10 protein-coding genes are annotated in these 18,386 nt (G+C 73.2%); 3 read left to right on the forward strand and 7 right to left on the reverse strand.

The features are described from left to right. The first annotated feature begins 75 nt into the window (after positions 1 to 75). Positions 76 to 681 (forward strand): VanZ family protein, encoded by a 606-nt coding sequence (locus OG738_RS03945; protein ID WP_329051288.1) that lies wholly within the window; start codon positions 76 to 78, stop codon positions 679 to 681. Here the strand turns inward: OG738_RS03945 and OG738_RS03950 are convergent. Further along, entirely contained in the window at positions 602 to 1,936 is a 1,335-nt protein-coding gene (locus OG738_RS03950; protein ID WP_329051290.1) for an NAD-dependent epimerase/dehydratase family protein, read from the reverse strand. The genes OG738_RS03945 and OG738_RS03950 overlap by 80 nt on opposite strands. Next, positions 1,933 to 2,901, reverse strand: a complete 969-nt coding sequence (locus OG738_RS03955; protein WP_329051292.1) for a ScbA/BarX family gamma-butyrolactone biosynthesis protein — start codon at positions 2,899 to 2,901, stop codon at positions 1,933 to 1,935. The genes OG738_RS03950 and OG738_RS03955 overlap by 4 nt, the downstream gene beginning before the upstream one ends. 206 nt (positions 2,902 to 3,107) lie before the next feature. On the opposite strand from OG738_RS03955, the gene OG738_RS03960 reads away from it, so the two are divergent. Continuing rightward, positions 3,108 to 3,737, forward strand: coding sequence for a ScbR family autoregulator-binding transcription factor (locus OG738_RS03960; RefSeq protein WP_329051293.1), 630 nt, complete (start codon positions 3,108 to 3,110; stop codon positions 3,735 to 3,737). 57 nt (positions 3,738 to 3,794) lie between these two features. Here the strand turns inward: OG738_RS03960 and OG738_RS03965 are convergent, their stop codons facing one another. Then, positions 3,795 to 4,412 carry a ScbR family autoregulator-binding transcription factor gene (locus OG738_RS03965; protein WP_329051295.1) on the reverse strand — a complete coding sequence of 206 codons (618 nt, stop codon included), beginning with the start codon at positions 4,410 to 4,412 and terminating at the stop codon, positions 3,795 to 3,797. 293 nt (positions 4,413 to 4,705) lie between these two features. On the opposite strand from OG738_RS03965, the gene OG738_RS03970 reads away from it, so the two are divergent. Further along, complete coding sequence (locus tag OG738_RS03970) at positions 4,706 to 5,470, forward strand: AfsR/SARP family transcriptional regulator (protein ID WP_329051297.1); 765 nt, start codon at positions 4,706 to 4,708, stop codon at positions 5,468 to 5,470. Positions 5,471 to 5,522: 52 nt separating this feature from the next. Here the strand turns inward: OG738_RS03970 and OG738_RS03975 are convergent, their stop codons facing one another. The 4 genes from OG738_RS03975 to OG738_RS03990 all read right to left on the reverse strand — a co-directional run bounded on the left by OG738_RS03975 (position 5,523) and on the right by OG738_RS03990 (position 18,380). Beyond that, positions 5,523 to 6,098, reverse strand: coding sequence for a hypothetical protein (locus tag OG738_RS03975; RefSeq protein WP_329051299.1), 576 nt, complete (start codon positions 6,096 to 6,098; stop codon positions 5,523 to 5,525). A 126-nt stretch (positions 6,099 to 6,224) separates the two neighbouring features. After that, entirely contained in the window at positions 6,225 to 7,052 is an 828-nt protein-coding gene (locus tag OG738_RS03980; protein ID WP_329051300.1) for an ABC transporter permease, read from the reverse strand. Then, a complete protein-coding gene (locus tag OG738_RS03985; RefSeq protein WP_329051302.1) occupies positions 7,049 to 7,975 on the reverse strand; it encodes an ATP-binding cassette domain-containing protein in 927 nt (308 codons plus the stop codon). The genes OG738_RS03980 and OG738_RS03985 overlap by 4 nt, the downstream gene beginning before the upstream one ends. 124 nt (positions 7,976 to 8,099) lie before the next feature. After that, the gene (locus OG738_RS03990; RefSeq protein WP_329051304.1) at positions 8,100 to 18,380 is read right to left on the reverse strand and encodes a type I polyketide synthase; all 10,281 of its coding nucleotides are present in this window, start codon (positions 18,378 to 18,380) and stop codon (positions 8,100 to 8,102) included. Between the last annotated feature and the right edge of the window lie 6 nt (positions 18,381 to 18,386).

The following is an 18,386-nucleotide window of genomic DNA, read 5'->3' on the forward strand; positions in this document are numbered from 1 at the left end:
CCGGCTCGGCGGGTATCGCGGGCGTATCGAAAACCGGATACGCCGCCGCAACCGTCGTGCGGCTGGGATGGCGGGATGCGGCACGGCTGGTTCGGCACGTTCACCGGCGTCGCGGTGCTCTCGGTGTGCGCACTGCCGTTGGCCGCGCTGACGGTGTGGTTTCTGGCGCGCCGCCGGAGCTTCGCGCCGTGGCGCACGTCGCTGGCCGACGTCGGCATCGTGTACGGGACCGTGCCGTGGGTGTGGCTGACGCTGCTGCCGGGCAGCCGGGCGGGTCAGGTCACCGGGCGGGTGAGCCTGGTGCCGCTGCGGGACCTGGCCACGATGCCGGTGAGCCAGATCGTCGGCAACCTGCTGGTGTTCGCGGCGCTGGGGTTCTTCGTCCCGCTGCGGTTCGCGGCGTCGGTCCCGCGGGTCCTGGTGCTCGCGGCGAGCTGTTCGGTACTGGTGGAGACCGCGCAGTACGTCCTGCGGCTGGATCGGGTGTCCTCTGTGGACGATGTGCTGCTCAACACCGCCGGTGCCGGGCTGGCCGCGCTGGTGTCGCTGGAGTTGTTCGCGGCGCGGGGTCTGCGGCCGGTCGGGCCGCAGACCCCGGCCGTCAGGCCAGTGACTCGCGGTACCAGTCCGCCGCCTCGGTCAGGCGCGGGCCGAAGCCCGGGCCCGGCGAGACGCCGGTGAGGTGCCAGATGCGGTCGCTGTCGTACCAGTGATCCCGCGTGAGCAGGGAATACTGGTGGTCGGTCAGCGACGGGAGCGCCGCGCGCGTGCGGGCGTGGTGCTCGGCGAGCGGCAGGTCCGCCAGCGGGACCGGGAGGTCGAGCAGCTCGCACACCGCCGTGACCAGCCGGCGCATCCGCACCGGGCGGGGATCGGCCACGTGGAGGACCTCACCAGCCCGGCTGAGCCGCGGACTCAGCGCCAGCACGGCGATCGCCGCCGCGAGATCGGCCACGGCCACGAGCGACGTGCGCGCCACGCCGCCCGCCGCCCACGCCGGAACCGCCCGCACCCAGCGGACCAGCGCCGGCACCACGTGCCGGTCACCGGGACCGTGCACCAGATGAGGCCGCAGGACGGTGCCCCCGGCGGCCAGCACCAGCCGCTCCCCGGCCAGCCGGCTCCGGCTGGTGGGCGACGCCGGGTCCGTGACCAGCTCGGCGCCCGTGGTCGCGGGATCCCGCGGGCGCTCGCCGGACGGCTCGTTCCGGCGGGTCGATGTATCGCCCGCCGACCCGCTCCGGCCGGTCGATCCCCCCGGGGCGACGGCCACCCCCGGCTTGACGTGCCTGTGTTCGCCCGCCAGGTTGCGGCCGGTCGACGGCTCCGGCCCATTCGGCAGACGCTCATCCGGCGACCGGTTCCGGCTGGTGGACGGCCCCAGATCCGCAGCCGCCCCGCACCTCTGGCGCACGACCACCGACCCGCTCCGGCCGGCCGACGGCCCCAGATCCACCACCAGCCCGGACCCGCTTCCCTGCCGCATGCCCACCGGCCCGCTCCCGCGAATCCGGGACCCGCGATCCCCCGCCGGCCCCGTCCCCGGCACCGCCGCTCCCCGGTGCACGCCGTCGCGGTAGACCGCGCACGTGCTCAGGTACAGGACCTTCTCCGTGCCCGCCCTTCGGGCCTCCGCCAGGAGCTTTGCCGTTCCCCCTTCGTTGACCGCCCGGCACCGGGCGGGGTCGCCGCCGACCTGGGATGCCAGGTGCAGCAGCGTGGTGATGCCCGTGCACAGCCCCGCCAGGCTCGCCGCGTCGGTGAGGTCGCCGGGCCACGTCGTCACGCCCGCTTGCGTCATCCAGCCCGGCACCGGTCTCCGGGCGAGGACGCGGACCCGGGGGCCCATTCCTCGCCCGGCCAGCTCCCGCAGCACTGCCGTGCCGATGAAGCCGGTTGCGCCGGTGACCAGGATGTCCGGCCCGACGGCCGTCACGACAAGCGCATTCCCAGCGTGGCGCGCGCCGCCGTCGCGCCCTTCTGGCGGACCTCGACCCGGACCGTCCGGGTGGGGTCCGGTCCCACCGGGTCGACGTCGACCACCAGCAGGCACTCCGAGTCGAACTCCACGTACGTGTCGAACCGGAACTCCGCGCTCGCCGGCAGGGCGTACGGGTCGCCGAGCGCCAGCAGGGCCGCCTGCCGCGCGCCTTCGGCCAGCACCATGCCCGGCACGTGGTCGGCCGGGTGGTCGAAGAGCACCGCGTGGTCCGGGTCGAACCGCAGTGCCCAGGTGCCGTCCCTCGGCGTCGCCGCCACCAGGACGTCCTCGGCGCGGTCGCGGCCGACCGAGGCCGGGGCGACCGCGGGCAGGACCGCGGCCTGGAACGGCGTCGCCGCGAAGTGGTCGCCCCGCACGCGGCGGTAGACCGCCGAGGACACGCAGCGCCAGCGCTCCGACGCGGTGCCGATCCGCTGGCCGTCGCGGAAGCAGTCGAAGTCCAGGCGCATGCCGCCGACGTTCTTGCCGCGGTACTCGACGTCGTGCGCGCCGGCCCGCAGGACGACGTCGACGGGACGGCCCAGGGTGGCCAGGCCGGTCTCGACGACCGAATAGTCCTTGCGGTCGGAAAGGAAGCTGTGGCTGAGCGGCACGCCGTACGCCCGGTGCGCGATCAGCAGCGCCGCCTGGCGGATCGTCTCCGCGTACAGCATCGGGTCGTGGAACACCGGCGTCCGCGGCCCGAAGAAGCTGTGCCGGCGCGGCCACTGCGCACCCACCTCGAACCGGCCTTCGCCGAGGATGTTCAGGTCGGTGACGAAGACCTCCGAGACCGCCGCGCGGTGCACGAGGCTCCGCGGGATCGTCTGCTGGAAGTCGACGGCTCGCGCCGCGGGCGTGCCGATGATCTTGGTTTCCGGTGTTTCGCGCGCAGATTCCTGAAGGATGGTGCCGACCATGACGGTCCTCCTAGAATGAACTACCCCAGTACCCCAGTACTCCCCCGCACCAGTTGTAGCGGAATCGGACACCTAAAACCATACCAACCGAGCGGTTTTTTTTAGTGGCTTTCCCTCGTGCCGGGACGTAGACTGGCCGCTGACGCATGAGGTACCGCCGAATGGTCTACTGTGGACCGGCCGGCCACGAGCGAGAGGGGCTGGGTGTGGCTCGCCAAGAGCGTGCGGAGCAGACGCGGAACGCGATCCTCGAGGCGGCGGCCTCCCGGTTCGACGCGGTCGGCTTCCTCGGCGCGAGCCTGTCGGACATCCTGACCGAAGCGGGTGTCACGAAGGGTGCGCTGTACTTCCACTTCAAGTCGAAAGAAGACCTGGCCGACGCGCTGATCGACGAGCAGTTCACGGTCTCGGACCCGCTCGCGGAGATCGAAGACCCCGGGCTGCAGACGGTCATCGACCTCACCCAGGGCATGGCGGCCAGCCTGCAGTCCGACGTCCGGGTGCGCGCCAGCATCCGGCTCGTCATCGAGCAGGGCTCGTTCATCACGCCCGCGAACAACGCCTACAAGCGCTGGGTCGACACGATCCACGGCTGCCTGCTCGCCGCGAAGGCGGCGGGTGACCTGCGCAAGGAGATCAACGCGCACGACCTCGCGCAGTTCGTGCAGGCGTCGTTCACCGGGATCCAGCTGAGCTCGCAGGTGCTCACCGGGCGGGCGGACCTGCTGGAGCGGATCACGTTCATGTGGAACATGATCCTGGCCGCGGTGGTCCCGCCGCGGCGGCTGCACCGGTTCCTGCCGCAGGGTTCGCTCCACGAGCCGGCTCCGGTCTGAGCACCACGGCGACGGGCGGCCGGGCACCACGCCGGACCGCCCTCTTTCACCGTTCCGTCACGCTCCGGCACCCGCCGTCGGCCGCGGGGAGCGCTCCGCCGGCTCGATGAGCCGCCACAGCTTGCCCAGCGTCGCCGCGAGGTCGCTGTCCGGCACGACGATCCGGCTGGACACCACGGATTCGAGGCCGACGCAGGTGACCACCACCAGCAGCTCCGCGGTGTCGAGCGGGACGTCGGCGCCGAGCTCGCCGCCGTCGATCGCCTCGGCCACGTACTCGTGGACCTGGGCCAGCCAGGATCGGGAGAACACGACGAACCGCTCGTCCACGGACCCCATCTCGCGCGCCATGCGGAAGCTCGCGCCGACCTTCGGGTCGGTGTCGAGCCAGTGCATCAGCGCGCGGCTGAGCTCGGCGAGGCGCCGCAGGGCCGGGCGCGACGCGGCGAGCTGCCTGCCCACGTGCGCGCGCAGCACGCCGGTCGCGGCGACCTGCACTTCGTCGCAGATCTCGTCCTTGGAGGAGAAGTGGAAGTACAGGCCGCCCTTGGTGACCCCCGCCGCCTGCGCGATGCCGACCATGCTGGTGGCCGCGTAGCCGTCCCGGTGCAGCAGCTCGGCCGCGGCCTCCAGCAACAGGCGCCGCGTCTGTTCCGAGCGTGCCTGCTTGGTCACCCGTCGGTCCCCCTGGTCGTGCCGTCCGGCACGCGGGAGCCCGGCGCCTTGCCGTCAGTTTACATACCAACCGCCCGGTTTACAACGAGCGAAACCCCTAGAACCCGCGTGTAGCAACGAAGTCGCCGCCCCACCGGCAAACAAACCGACCGACCTCCCGGTTTTGTCTTGAAAACCGGGTGGTCGGTTTAGTACGCTGCCGGAGTGGGACCGGGCAGATGGGCGCTGGAGGACACACTGGGGGCGCCGGGCCGGGCAGATCCGATCGACGCGGACACCGGAGGGCACTGGACATGGACTACGAGATACTGGGGCAGCTGAAAGTCGGCGGGCGGCCCGGGGTCAGCGCCCCGCGGGCACGCAAGATCGAGACGTTGCTCGCCGTGCTGCTGGTCAAACGCAACCAGGTGGCGACGACCGAGCACCTGATCGGCGAGCTCTGGGGAGAGCACCCGCCGGCCCGGGCGAGCGCCGCCCTGTACGTCTACGTCTCTCAGCTGCGGAAGCTGTTGCGCGGCACGGGAGACGACGCGGACGACAGCCCCGTCGTGACGAGCCCGCGCGGCTATTCACTGCACGTCACCGACGGCGAGCTCGACGCCGACCGCTTCACGCGCCACTACGAGCGGGGCCGGGCCCTGTACTGGGACCGCAACTACAAGGAGGCCGCGGCCGTCCTGCGCGAGGCCGCGAATCTATGGCGCGGCGAAGCGTTCGGCGGCTTCACCGACTCCCCCGACGTCCAGGCCTACGCCGCTCTGCTGGAGGAGACCCGGCTGGAGTGCCTGGAACTGCTGATGGAGACCGAGCTGCTGATCGGACGGCACCGCGAGGTCGTCGGGCAGCTTTCCGCGCTGGCGAAGGAACACACGCTGCGCGAGACGTTCTACGAGTACCTGATGACGGCCCTGCTGCGGTCGAACCGGCGGGCCGAGGCGCTGGAGACGTTCGCCTCCGCCCGCAACCACCTCGTCCAGCAGCTGGGCATCGAGCCCGGCAGCTCCCTGCGGAAGCTGCACCACAGCATCCTCGTCGGCGAGCTGTCGGACGCGGTCTGAACCACGTCCGGCCCAGGGCCCGGTCCACCGCCACCGGCGGGGACCGGGCCTTTCAGCTTCGGTAGAGGGAAACGACCTGCGCACCGCACGCGGCGGGCTCGCCGTACCAACCGCCCCAGCGACTGTCGAGCGCGAGGTCGGCCAGCTCGGCCATCAGGTCCAGCTCCGCGGGCCACACGTAGCGCAGCGGGACGCCGTCGGCCAGGAACAGCGTCTGGCGGGCGCAGTCGTGCCCGGTGACGAGCGGGTGCGCCGCCCAGCGGGCCGGGTCGGGGTGGAAGCCGTGGACGACCAGGCCACCGCCGGGCCGCAGCAGCGCCGCAAGCCTGCGGACCGTGCGCACCTGCTCACGCTGCACGAGCAGCCGCGAGAGGACGTCCGAACCGGCGTAGACGACGTCGAAGCGCTGGGCAGGCAGGCTGTCGAAGCCCGCGTCGGTGACGGCGTACCCGTCGGCCGCGAGCGCGTCCGCCACCGGGCCACCGCCCGGGACGAGCACGCGAGGACGGCGGGCGACGCGGTCGGCGACCTCGGCGAGGAACGCCGCCGCGCCGGCCGGATCGGCGGCCAGCGGGGCGAACCAGGCGTCCAGGGTCACGGCCGGCTTTTCGGCGATGCGGGTCGGCATCGGGGCCACCTCTCACGGACTGGTCGGATGCTCTCTACGCAGAGTGCCGGACCGACCTAAAGTCGACCTTGCGCACGCGAAAGGCGGCCCGTGCCGGAGCACGGGCCGCCTTCTGCCGGGAGGTGCTCAGCCGCGGGAGCGCTGGTGGAACTTCCGGATCGCGAGATACGCGGCCCCGACGGTGATGACGGTCCACCAGGCCAGCGCCAGCCAGCCGGTCGAGCCCAGGTCCGTGCCGTTCACCAGCCCGCGGACGGCGTCGATGAGCACGGTCACCGGCTGGTTGTCGACGACCACCCGCAGCACCGAGGGCATCGACGCCGTGGGCACCAACGCACTGGTGGCGTAGGGGACGAAGACGAGGATCATGCCGAGGCCGCCCGCGCCTTCGACGGTCTTGGCGATCGAGCCCAGCAGTGTCGCCAGCCAGAACACGCCGGTCGCGAACAACGTCAGCAGGCCGATCGCGCCGAGCCAGCCGAGCACGCCGGCCGCGGGGCGGAACCCGACGGCCAGGCCGACCGCGACCATCACGACGAACGAAAGCAGACTGCGCAGCACGCCGGAGACGACGTGGCCGACGAGCACGGCCGGGCCCGCCATGGGCATCGACCGGAACCGCTCGACCAGGCCCTGCGTGAGGTCCGCGGCCACGCCGACCACCGTGGACGTCGAGTTGAAGGCGATGCTGATGGCCAGCAGGCCGGGCAGCAGGTAGTCGACGTAGGCCATGCCGGGCACGGTGATCGCGCCGCCGAACATGAAGCGGAACAGCAGCAGGAGCACGATCGGCAGCGAGACCGCCTGGATCAGCATCTCCGCGTTGCGCGCGATGTGCTTGACGTTGCGCCCGATCAGCACCCGGCAGTCGGACAACGCCAGCGCGAACGACGAACGGCTCGGGGTGTCGGGGAGCTGCGTTCCCTCGACCTCCCTGGACAGGGTCTGGGTCATCGCTTCTCTCCCGCGGTTCCGGTAAGGGTGTGGAAAACGTCGTCCAGGGTCGGCTCGGACAGCTCGAGGCCAGTGGTCTCGAGGCCCGCGTCGGCGATCTGGTTGAGCACCCGCCGGACCTGGCCGGGCTGGTCGATGGCGACGCTGACCGTGTCGTCGATCAGCACGCCGCCGGCGACGCCGTACGCGCGCTCCGCCTCGGCGGCGGTGGCGAAGGTGAGCTTGAGGCGCTCGGTGCCGACCTTGCGCTTCAGCTCGGCCGCGGTGCCCTCGGCGACGACGCGGCCCTGGTCGATCACCGCGATCCGGTCGGCCAGCTGGTCGGCCTCCTCGAGGTACTGCGTGGTGAGCAGGATCGTGGTGCCGCCGTCGAGCAGCTCGCGGATCGCGTCCCACATCGCCGAGCGGCTGCGCGGGTCGAGGCCGGTGGTGGGCTCGTCGAGGAACAGCACCGGCGGCGAGGTGATCAGGCTGATCGCCAGGTCGAGCCGGCGGCGCATGCCGCCGGAGTAGGTCTTGACCTGGCGGTCGGCGGCTTCGGTCAGGTCGAACTGCGTGAGCAGCTCGGTGGCGCGGGTCTTCGCCTCGGCCGCGCCCAGGTGGAACAGGCGGGCCATCATCCGCAGGTTTTCGCGGCCGGTGAGCAGCTCGTCGACCGCGGTGTCCTGGCCGGTGAGGCCGATCTGCTCGCGCACCTTCCGCTTGGGGCCGCCGAGATCGTGGCCGTTGATGGTCACGGTGCCGCCGTCGGCGTCCAGCAGGGTGCTGAGGATCCGCACGGTCGTGGTCTTCCCGGCGCCGTTCGGGCCCAGCAGCGCGAACATCGTGCCGCGCTGAACGCTCAGGTCGACGCCTTCCAGGACGTCCACGTCGCCATAGGACTTGCGCAGCCCCCGTGCTTCGATTGCGTAGCCGGTGACCATCGGTTACCTCTCCTCATTCGGGTCGAGCTTTGTCGGTGAAGCCGGGGTCTCTTCCAGTGGGCCACAACCCGTTGGGGCCGGGCAATAATGGCCGGGTCGGGTCCGGATAGGGGTGGCGCCGGGGCTAGTCGTCGTCCCCACCGCCGATCGCCATGCTGATCAGGGCGTCGGTGTCGAGGTCGTCGATCGTGGCCTCTTCGACGGCTTCGGCCTCTTCCTCTTCGGGCAAGCGCACGCCGGCCAGCTCCAGCAGCCCGTCCAGGAGCCCCGCGGCCCGCAGCTTCTCCAGCGGGATGCCCGCCAGCGCGTCGCGGACCCCTTGCTCGGTAACGGCTTGCTCGGGCACCTCGACCTCGGCCGGCGCCAGTTCGCCGACCAGGTGCTCGGCCAGGATCCGCGGGGTCGGGTAGTCGAAGATCAGGCTCACCGGCAGCTTCAGGCCGGTGACGAGGCTGAGCTTGTTGCGGAACCCGGTGGCGGACAAGGAGTCGAAGCCGACTTCGTTGAACGAGCGGTCCGGCTCGACCGCCTCCGGCCCGGCGTGGCCCAACAGCGCCGCGGCGTGCGTGCGCACCAGGGTCAGCACGGTCGGGACGCGCTTGGCCACCGGCAGGCCCGCGAGCTTGCGAGCCAGCGTCTCGGTGTCCTCGGCCGCGTCCTGCGCCGCGCGGCGGCCGGGCGTGCCCGCGAGTCCACGCAGGACGGCGGGCAGGTCGTCGTCGCCCGACGAGGTGAGCACCCGGGTGTCCAGCGCGATCGGCACCAGCAGCGCTTCCGCGGCACCGGCCGCCGAGTCCAGCAGCCGCAGTCCGTCCTCAGTGGACAGTGCGGTGATGCCGGTCTCGCCGATGCGGTGCGCGTCCGCGTCTTCCAGTGCCTCACCCATGCCGCCGGCCCACAGGCCCCACGCGAGCGAGGTGCCCGGAAGGCCTTCGGCCCGGCGCCGGGCCGCCAGCGCGTCCAGGAACGCGTTGGCCGCGGCGTAGCTGCCCTGCCCCGGCGCGCCGAGGACGCCCGCGGCCGAGGAGAACAGCACGAACGCGGTGAGGTCCAGCTCTCGGGTCAGCTCGTCGAGCACCGACGCCGCGTCGGCCTTCGGCCGCAGCACGGTGTCGAGCCGCTCCGGAGTCAGGGACGTCAGGACACCGTCGTCGAGGACGCCCGCGGCGTGCACGACGGCCCGCAGCGGCGCCTCCGCCGGGATCCCGGCCAGCAGCGCGGCCACGGCGTCGCGGTCGGCGACGTCGCAGGCGGCCAGGGTGACGTCGGCGTCGAGCGCGGCAAGTTCGGCCGCGCCGGGAGCGTCGGCTCCCCGGCGGCTGACCAGCAGCAGGTGCCGCACGCCGTGTTCGGCGACGAGGTGGCGCGCCACGGCCGTGCCGAGCGCGCCGGTGGCGCCGGTGACGAGCACCGTGCCCTCGGCGTCCCAGACCGGCGCGGCCGCCGCGTCGGCCGCCCGGGCCAGCCGCGGCACCAGCACCGCGCCCGCCCGCAGCGCCACCTGCGGCTCGTCGGAAGCCGCCACCGCGGCCAGCGTCCGGCCGGTCGGGGTGCCCGCGCCGAGGTCGACCAGGGCGATCCGGCCCGGGTGCTCGGCCTGCGCCGAGCGGACCAGGCCCGCGACCGCGGCACCGACCGGGTCGGGGTTCTCCCCCGCCTCGGCGGCCACCGCACCCCGGGTCACGACGATCAGCGACTCGCCGGAGCCGGCCAGCCAGGTCTGCAGCTCGCCGAGCACACGGTGCAGCTCGGCATGGACGTCTTCGCCGCCCACGGGAAGCACGGCCAAGCCAGTCGCCTCCGCGGCCGAAACCGCTTTGGCGCCCAAGGCTTCGGTGAGGCCGAAGGAGTCGGGACCCAGCACGGACCAGTCGGTGACCTCGGCGACCGCGTCCAGCTCGGCGGGTTCCCAGGCGACGCGGAACAACGAGTCGCCGCCGTCGGAAGCCGCGGCCTGCGGAACGGCGGACATCGGACGCAGCAGCAACGACTCCACCGACGCGACCGGAGCCCCGGCACCGTCGGCGACGTCCAGCGCGACCGCGCCGGTGCCGACCGGGCGGACGTGGACCCGCAGCGTCGTCGCGCCGACGGCGTGCAGCCGCACGCCCTCCCACGCGAACGGCAGGGCCGGTTCGCTGCCCGCCGCGCCCGAGACGCCGATGGTGTGCAACGCGGCGTCGAGCACGGCCGGGTGGACGCCGTAACGGTCCACATCGGACACCGAAGCCGGGAGCCGGATCTCGGCGAACGCCTCGCCGTCGCGCTTCCAGGCCGCGACGAGCCCGCGGAACGCCGGCCCGTACGCCAGGCCGTCGGCGGCCAGCTCCTCGTAGGTGCCCTCCAGGCGCACCTGCTCGGCGCCGGCGGGCGGCCAGGCCGTCAGGTCGAAGTCCGCCTTCTGAACGGCCTTGGCGAGCTTGCCGGTGGCGTGCCGCGTCCACGCGGCGCTCGAGCCTTCCGGCCGCGAGTGGACGCTGAACGCGCGGGTGCCGTCGGCGCCCGGTGCGTCGAGGGCGAACTGGACGCGGACGCCGGTCCGCTCCGGCACGACCAGCGGGTACTCCAGGGTCAGCTCGTCGAGCCGCGGGCAGCCGGCCTCGTCACCCGCGCGGATCGCCATCTCGACGAACCCGGTACCGGGGAACAGGATCGCGCCGCCGACGACGTGGTCGGCCAGCCACGGGTGGGTGCCCACGGACAGCCGTCCGGTGAACAGCAGCCCGTCGGCGCCCGCCAGTTCGAGGGCCGCCCCGAGCAGCGGGTGGTCCTCCTGACTCACCGAGCCGGTGGTGCTCTCCAGCCAGAAACGCTGACGCTGGAACGGATAGGTCGGCAGCGCGACGGGCCGGGCGTCGGTGGGCTCGTAGATCGCGGCCCAGTCGACGTCGACACCGCTGACGTGCAGCTGCGCGACGGCGGTCAGCGCGGCCACGGCCTCGTCGTTCTCCTTGTGCAGCATCGAGGCCAGCACCTCCGGCTGTTCGTCGAAGCAGCCCGCGGCCATCGCGGTCAGCGTCGCGTCCGGGCCCAGCTCGAGGAACCGGGTGACGCCGTCGGCCGCAACACGGGTGACCGCGTCCAGGAACCGGACGCCTTCGCGAACCTGCGACACCCAGTACTCCGGCGAGGTCAGGTCCGCGGACTCGCTGACCGTCGAAACCATCGGGATCCGCGGCGACGCGTAGGTCAGGTCCGAAGCGACCGCGCGGAACTCGTCGAGCATCGGGTCCATCAGGCGGGAGTGGAACGCGTGCGACACCTTCAGCTGCTTGGTGCGCTCGAACTTCGCCGCCACCTCGGCCACCGCGTCGGCCGCGCCCGAGATCACGACGGCGTTCGGGCCATTGACCGCGGCGATGTCGACGCGGTCGTCGCGCACCTCGCCGGGCGTCGCTTCGATCGCCACCATCGCGCCGCCGGTGGGGAGCGCCTGCATCAGCGCACCACGGGCGACCACCAGCTTCGCCGCGTCTTCCAGGGAGAACACGCTGGCGCAGTGGGCCGCGGCGATCTCGCCGATCGAGTGCCCGAGCAGGACGTCCGGCTTGACGCCCCACGACCGCACCAGCCGGAACAGCGCGACCTCCAGCGCGAACAGCGCGGGCTGGGTGTAGCGGGTTTCGTCCAGTTCCTCGACGACCGAGCGGATCGGGCGGTCGAGGTGGCGGTCCAGCTCCGTGCAGACCTCGTCGTACGCGGCGGCGAACGCCGGGAACTGCTCGGCGAGCCGCGTGCCCATGCCGGCGCGCTGCGAACCCTGGCCCGCGAACAGGAACGCCGTGCGCCCGCCCGCCGTCGCGATGCCGCTGACGACGCCGCGTGCCTCTTCTTCGTCGACCAGCGCCGCGAGGCCGCGGACGAACTGCGGCGACCGCTGACCGATCACCACGGCCCGCCGGTCGAACGCGCTGCGCGTGGTGGCCAGCGAGAACCCGATGTCCGCGAGGCTGCCCTCCGGCTCTTCGTCCACATAGGACATGAGTTGCTCGGCCTTGGCCCGCAGTGCGGCGGCGCCGCGGCCGGAGACCGGCCAGGCGACCGGGCCCTCGTAGTCGTGGCCGCCGGTGACCTCGCGGCGGTCGCCTTCTTCGAGGATCACGTGGGCGTTGGTGCCGCTGACGCCGAACGACGAGACACCGGCCCGGCGCGTGTGTCCGTTGGGCAGCCACTTCACCGGCTCCACCAGCGCCCGGACCGCGCCGGACGACCAGTCGATCTCCCGGGAAGGACGGCCGACGTGCAGCGTCGCGGGCAGCTCGCCCTGGCGCATGGCCATGACCATCTTGATCACCCCGGCCGCGCCGGCCGCGGCCTGCGTGTGGCCGAGGTTCGACTTGACCGAGCCGATCCACAGTGGACGGTCGGCCGAGGTCTCCTTGCCGTAGGTGGCCAGCAGCGCCTGGACCTCGATCGGGTCGCCCAGCTTCGTGCCGGTGCCGTGCGCCTCGACGGCGTCGACGTCGGCCGCGGTGATGCCCGCGTCGGCCAGCGCCGCCCGGATCACGCGCTGCTGCGCCGGGCCGTTGGGGGCGGTGAGGCCGTTGGACGTGCCGTCCTGGTTGACCGCGCTGCCCTTCAGCACCGCGAGCACCGGGTGGCCGAGGCGGCGGGCCTCGGACAGCCGTTCCAGCACGACCACGCCGACCCCTTCGGACCAGGTGGTGCCGTCGGCGTCGTCGGAGAAGACCTTGCAGCGGCCGTCGGCGGCCAGCCCCTTCTGGCGGCTGAACTCGACGAACGTCTCGGGTGTCGCCATCACGGTCACGCCGCCGGCCAGGGCCAGGGTGCAGTCGCCGCCGCGCAGGGCCTGGGCGGCCAGGTGCATCGCGACCAGCGACGACGAGCACGCCGTGTCGACGCTGACCGCCGGGCCCTCCAGGCCGAGCGTGTAGGACACCCGGCCGGTGACGATCGAGCCGGCGCTGTTCGCGCCCACGTAGTCGTGGTACTGGACGCCCGCGTAGACGCCGGTCGGGCTGCCCTTGAGCGAGGACGGGTCGATGCCCGCGCGCTCGAGGGCCTCCCAGCACGCCTCCAGCAGGAGCCGCTGCTGCGGGTCGATGGCCGGGGCTTCCTTCGGCGAGACCCCGAAGAACGTCGCGTCGAAGTCGCCGGCGTCGTGGACGAACCCGCCGCGGGCGACGTACGTCGTTCCGGGACGGCGGCCGGTCGGGTCGAGCAGGCCGTCGACGTCCCAGCCGCGGTCGGCGGGGAAGTCGCCGATGGCGTCGCGGCCGTTGGCGACCAGGTCCCACAGCTGCTCGGGCGAGGTGACCCCGCCGGGCAGGCGGCAGGCCATGCCGACGATCGCGATGGGCTCGTCGGACGCCACCGAGGTCACCCCGGCGATCCGGTCGGCGGTACCGGTCAGCTCGGTGAGCAGGTGCGCCGCCAGCGCCGACGGCGTCGGGTGGTCGAAGATCAGGGTCGCGGGCAGCCGCTGCCCGGTCGCCGCGGTGAGGCCGTTGCGCAGCTCGATCGCGGTGAGCGAGTCGAAGCCGAGCGACTGGAACTGCGCGGACGGCTCGATCTCGTGCGCGCCGCCGTAGCCGAGCACGGTCGCGGCGTGGCCGCGGACCAGGTCCAGGACGGCGTCGGCCCGGTCCGCCTCCGGCAGGGCCCGGACGCGGGCCGCGAAGGAGTCTTCCGTCGCGATCGCCGTGGCCGCGACGCGCCGGGTGGGTCGTCCGGTCAGCTCCTCCAGGGTCTTCGGGATCCGGTCCAGCTTCCGCAACGTGGGCAGATCGAGCTGCACCGGCACGACGGCGGCCTGGCGGGAAGCCAGCGCGCGGTCGAAGAGATCGAGAGCGTCCGAAGTGGACAGTGGCACGATGCCGCCCGCCCCGAGACGCGCGATCTCGGCCTCGGTCAGGGTGCCGCCCATGCCGCCGACCTCGCCCCACAGGCCCCAGGCCAGGGACAGCGCGGGCAGGCCGTGTGCGACGCGGTGGGCGGCGAGGCCGTCGAGGAACGCGTTCGCGGCGGCGTACCCGCCCTGGCCCGGCGCGCCGAGCACGCCGGAGACCGAGGAGAACAGGACGAACGCCGAAAGCGCGGTGTCGCGGGTGAGTTCATGCAGGTTCAGGGCGCCGTCGACCTTCGGCCGCAGCACGGTGTCGACGCGCTCGGGCGTGAGCGCCGTGACGACGCCGTCGTCGAGGACGCCGGCCGCGTGCACCACGGACGTGAGCGGGTGCTCGGCCGGGATCCCGGCCAGCACGGCGGCGAGGGCGGCGCGGTCGGCGACGTCGCACAGCGCGATGTCGACGTGGACGTCCAGCTCGGCGCCCAGGCTCGCCAATTCGGGCGTGCTGCGGCGGCTGACCAGCAGGAACCGCCGGACGCCGTGCTGCCCGGCCAGGTGCCGGACGAGCGCGCCGCCGATCGCGCCGGACGCGCCGGTCACCAGGACCGTGCCGCCCGGGTGGAAGTACGCCGGTTCGGCCGCCGCCGCGGTGCGGACCAGCCGCGGGACGAGGACGGTGCCGAACCGGACGGCCGCCTGCGGCTCCCCGGTGGCGAGGACCTGGGGCAGGACTTCGGCCACGGTGCTTTCCGCGTCGAGATCCAGCAGCACGAACGTGTCCGGGTTCTCCTCCTGCGCCGAGCGCACGAGGCCCCAGGCCGCGGCGGCGGCGAGGTGGGTGACTCCCCCGGCGGCCGCGACGGCGCCGCGGGTGACGACGACCAGGCGCGCGTCCTCCGGGTGCTCCTCGGCGAGCCAGTTCTGCAGTGCGGCGAGCACGCGGTGGGTCAGCTCGTGCGTGTCCGTGCTTGCGCACTCGAAGACCTCGACGGCCGACGCGTCCACAGCGGACTCGGCGGGGGTCCGCTGCCACTCGATCCGGTAGAGCGGGGCTTCGGCCGCGACCGGCGCGGTGAACGCGCGGAACACGGTCTCGGCGACGGTGGCGACGGGTGCGCCGGTGGTGTCCGCGAGGGCGACCGAGAAGCCGTCCTCGGTGGTCGGCGTGAACCGCACCCGCAGCGCCGAGGCGCCGGTGGCGTGCAGTTCGACGCCGGTCCAGCAGAACGGGACGCGGCCGACCCCGCCGTCTCCCCCACCCGCGACGCGCAGCGCGTGCGTGCAGGCGTCGAGGGCGGCCGGGTGGAGGCCGAAGCGTTCGGCGTCGCTGTCCTCAGGCAGGGCGACCTCGGCGAAGATCTCGCGGCCGCGCTTGAAGACCGCGCGCAGGGAGCGGAACAGCGGGCCGTAGGTGAGGCCGGTGTCGGCGAAGTCGTCGTAGACGCCCTCGATCGCGACGGGCTCGGCACCGGCAGGCGGCCACTCGGTCAGTTCGGTACCTCGGTGCGTCTGCGGGGCGACGGTGCCGTCCGCGTGCAGCAGCCACGGCTCGTCGGTGTCCTCCGGGCGCGAATGGATCTGGACCGCGCGGACCCCGTTCTCGTCCGCGGCCCCGACGGTCACCTGCACCTGGACGCCGGTGCGCTCCGGGACGACCAGGGGGCTGCCAAGCGTGAGTTCCTCGATCCGGCCGCAGCCCACCTGGTCACCGGCACGGATCGCCAACTCCAGGAACGCCGTGCCGGGCACGGTGGCGACGTCGCCGAGGCGGTGCCCGTCGAGCCACGCGTGGGTCTCGAGGGAGAGCCGGCCGGTGAGCACGACGCCGTCGGTGTCGGCGAGCGCGATGGCCGCGCCGAGCAGCGGGTGCCCGGCGGACGTGAGGCCGGCGGCGGTCACCTCGTCGCGGTTGGCGCGGGCGTCGAGCCAGTAGCGCTTGCGCTGGAAGGCGTACGGCGGCAGGTCGGCGCGCCGGGCACCGCGGCCCTCGAACACCGCGGCCCAGTCCGGGGCCAGTCCGCTGACGTACAGCTCGGCCAGCGCGGTGAGCGCGGCCCGCGGCTCAGGACGGTCCTTGCGCAGGACCGGCACGATGACGGCGTCGAAGCTCTGACGGGCGAGGGCGGACAGCACGCCGTCCGGGCCGACCTCGACGAACCGCGAGACGCCCTGGGTGCCGAGCGCGGTGAGCCCGTCGTGGAACCGGACGGCCGCGCGGACGTGCGAGACCCAGTACTCCGGCGTCGCGACCTCTTCCCCGGCCAGTGCCCCGGAGACGTTGGAGATCAGCGGGATCGTCGGCTGGGCGTAGGTCAGCGTGCGGGCGACCTCGGCGAACTCGGCCAGCATCGGCTCCATCAGCGGCGAGTGGAACGCGTGCGACACCTTGAGCTTCGACGACTTGCGGCCGTCGAACTCCGCGACCGCAGCCGCGACGGCGCCCTCGGTACCAGAGAGCACGACGGAGTCCGGGCCGTTGATCGCCGCGATGCTGACGCCGTCGGTCAGGTGCGGCGCGACCTCGTCCTCAGTGGCCTGCAGCGCGACCATGGCACCACCGGTGGGCAGCGCCTGCATCAGCTTCGCGCGGGCGGCGACCAGCGTGCACGCGTCGGCCAGGGACAGCACCCCGGCGACGTGCGCGGCGGCCAGCTCGCCGACCGAGTGGCCGAGCAGGAAGTCGGGCTTCAAGCCCCACGACGACAGCAGCCGGAACAACGCGACCTCGATCGCGAACAGCGCAGGCTGGGTGTAGCCGGTCTGGTTGATCAGGCGTGGCTTGTCGAAGACGACCGTCTTGAGTGGACGGTCGAGGTGCTGGTCCAGCTCCGCGCAAACCTCGTCGAACGCGGCGGCGAAGACCGGGAACGCGGCGGCCAGCTCGGCCCCCATGCCGGCGCGCTGGGCGCCCTGGCCGGAGAACAGGAACGCGGTGAGCCCCTCGACCGGTGTGCCGGTGACGACGTTCGACGACGGCTCACCGTCGGCGAGGGCGGCGACTCCGGCCTTCCCGTCGAGGACCACGGCGCGGTGGGACAGCGGCGAGCGGGACGTCGCCAGCGAGAACCCGAGGTCGAGCGGCGATAAACCGTCCACAACGGACAGCAGCCGGGCCGCCTGCGCCTTCAGGGCCGCGGTGCCGTGCCCGGAAAGCGGCCACGGGACCGGCACTTCGGCGGGCCAGCTCGGCGTCGGCTCTTCGACGTCGACCGCAGGTGCCTCTTCGACGATCACGTGCGCGTTGGTCCCGCTGACGCCGAACGAGGAAACCCCGGCGCGACGCGGCTTTTCGCCCGCGACCCACGGTTGCTCCTCCGTCAGCAGCGAGACGTTCCCGGCCGTCCAGTCGACCTCGGTGGTCGGCTCGGTGACGTGCAGGGTCTTCGGCAGGACGCCGTTGCGCAGCGCCTGCACCACCTTGATCACGCCGCCGACCCCGGCCGCGCCCTGGGCGTGCCCGATGTTCGACTTGATCGAGCCGAGCCACAGCGGCCGGTCGCGGTCCTGGCCGTAGGTGGCGAGCAGGGCCTGTGCCTCGATCGGGTCACCGAGCGTGGTGCCGGTGCCGTGGCCTTCGACAGCGTCCACATCGGACGCCGCGAGCTGCGCGTTCGCCAAGGCCTGGCGGATCACCCGCTGCTGGGACGGGCCGTTCGGCGCGGTGAGGCCGTTGGACGCGCCGTCGGAGTTGACCGCGGAACCGCGCACGACCGCGAGGACGGGGTGGCCGTTGCGGCGCGCGTCGGACAGCCGCTCCAGCAGGAGCGTGCCCGCGCCCTCGGCCCAGCCGGTGCCGTCGGCGCTGTCGGAGAACGGCTTGCAGCGGCCGTCCGCGGCGAGCCCGCGCTGGCGGCTGAACGCGACGAACGGGCCCGGGCGCGACATCACCATCACGCCGCCGGCCAGCGCCAGCGCGCAGTCGCGCTGCCGCAGCGCCTGCACGGCCAGGTGCAGCGCGACCAGCGAAGACGAGCAGGCCGTGTCGATCGTGACGGCCGGGCCTTCCAGGCCCAGCGCGTAGGCGATGCGGCCGGAGATGACCGACCCGGCGTTGCCGGTGCTCAGGTAGTCCTGGACCTCGCCGGCGAGCACAGAGGGCGGCAGTTCGTCGTAGTAGTCCTGGTCGCCGCTGCCGAGGAAGACGCCGACCTGCTGCTTGGCCAGGGAATGCGGGGCGATGCCGCCGCGCTCGAAGGTCTCCCACGCCAGCTCCAGCACGAGCCGCTGCTGCGGGTCCATGGCGAGCGCCTCGCGCGGCGAGATGCCGAAGAAGGGCGCGTCGAACTGGGCGACGTCGTGAAGGAAGCCGCCCTCGCTCACGTAGCTCGTGCCGGGGCTGTCCGGGTCGGCGTCGAACATCGAGTCCAGGCCCCAGCCGCGGTCGGTGGGGAACGGGCCGATCGCGTCGCGGCCCTCGGCGACCAGGTCCCAGAGGTCCTCCGGCGAGCGGACGTCGCCCGGGTACCGGCAGCCCATCGCGACGATGGCGATCGGCTCGGCGTCCGCGGCTTCGACCTCGCGCAGCCGCTCCCGCGTCTCCTGCAGGGTGGCGGTCACCCGCTTCAGGTAGTCGACCAGCTTGCTTTCGTCAGTCATCGTGGG

Origin of the sequence: Amycolatopsis sp. NBC_01488, from assembly GCF_036227105.1 — a bacterium.
In the GTDB taxonomy this organism is placed as follows: domain Bacteria; phylum Actinomycetota; class Actinomycetes; order Mycobacteriales; family Pseudonocardiaceae; genus Amycolatopsis.

Coding starts and splice junctions, on each gene's coding strand:
- OG738_RS03945 (WP_329051288.1), top strand. CDS start 76: ATGCGGCACGGCTGGTTCGGCACGTTCACCGGCGTCGCGGTGCTCTCG.
- OG738_RS03955 (WP_329051292.1), bottom strand. CDS start 2,901: ATGGTCGGCACCATCCTTCAGGAATCTGCGCGCGAAACACCGGAAACC.
- OG738_RS03970 (WP_329051297.1), top strand. CDS start 4,706: ATGGACTACGAGATACTGGGGCAGCTGAAAGTCGGCGGGCGGCCCGGG.
- OG738_RS03975 (WP_329051299.1), bottom strand. CDS start 6,098: ATGCCGACCCGCATCGCCGAAAAGCCGGCCGTGACCCTGGACGCCTGG.
- OG738_RS03980 (WP_329051300.1), bottom strand. CDS start 7,052: ATGACCCAGACCCTGTCCAGGGAGGTCGAGGGAACGCAGCTCCCCGAC.
- OG738_RS03985 (WP_329051302.1), bottom strand. CDS start 7,975: ATGGTCACCGGCTACGCAATCGAAGCACGGGGGCTGCGCAAGTCCTAT.
- OG738_RS03990 (WP_329051304.1), bottom strand. CDS start 18,380: ATGACTGACGAAAGCAAGCTGGTCGACTACCTGAAGCGGGTGACCGCC.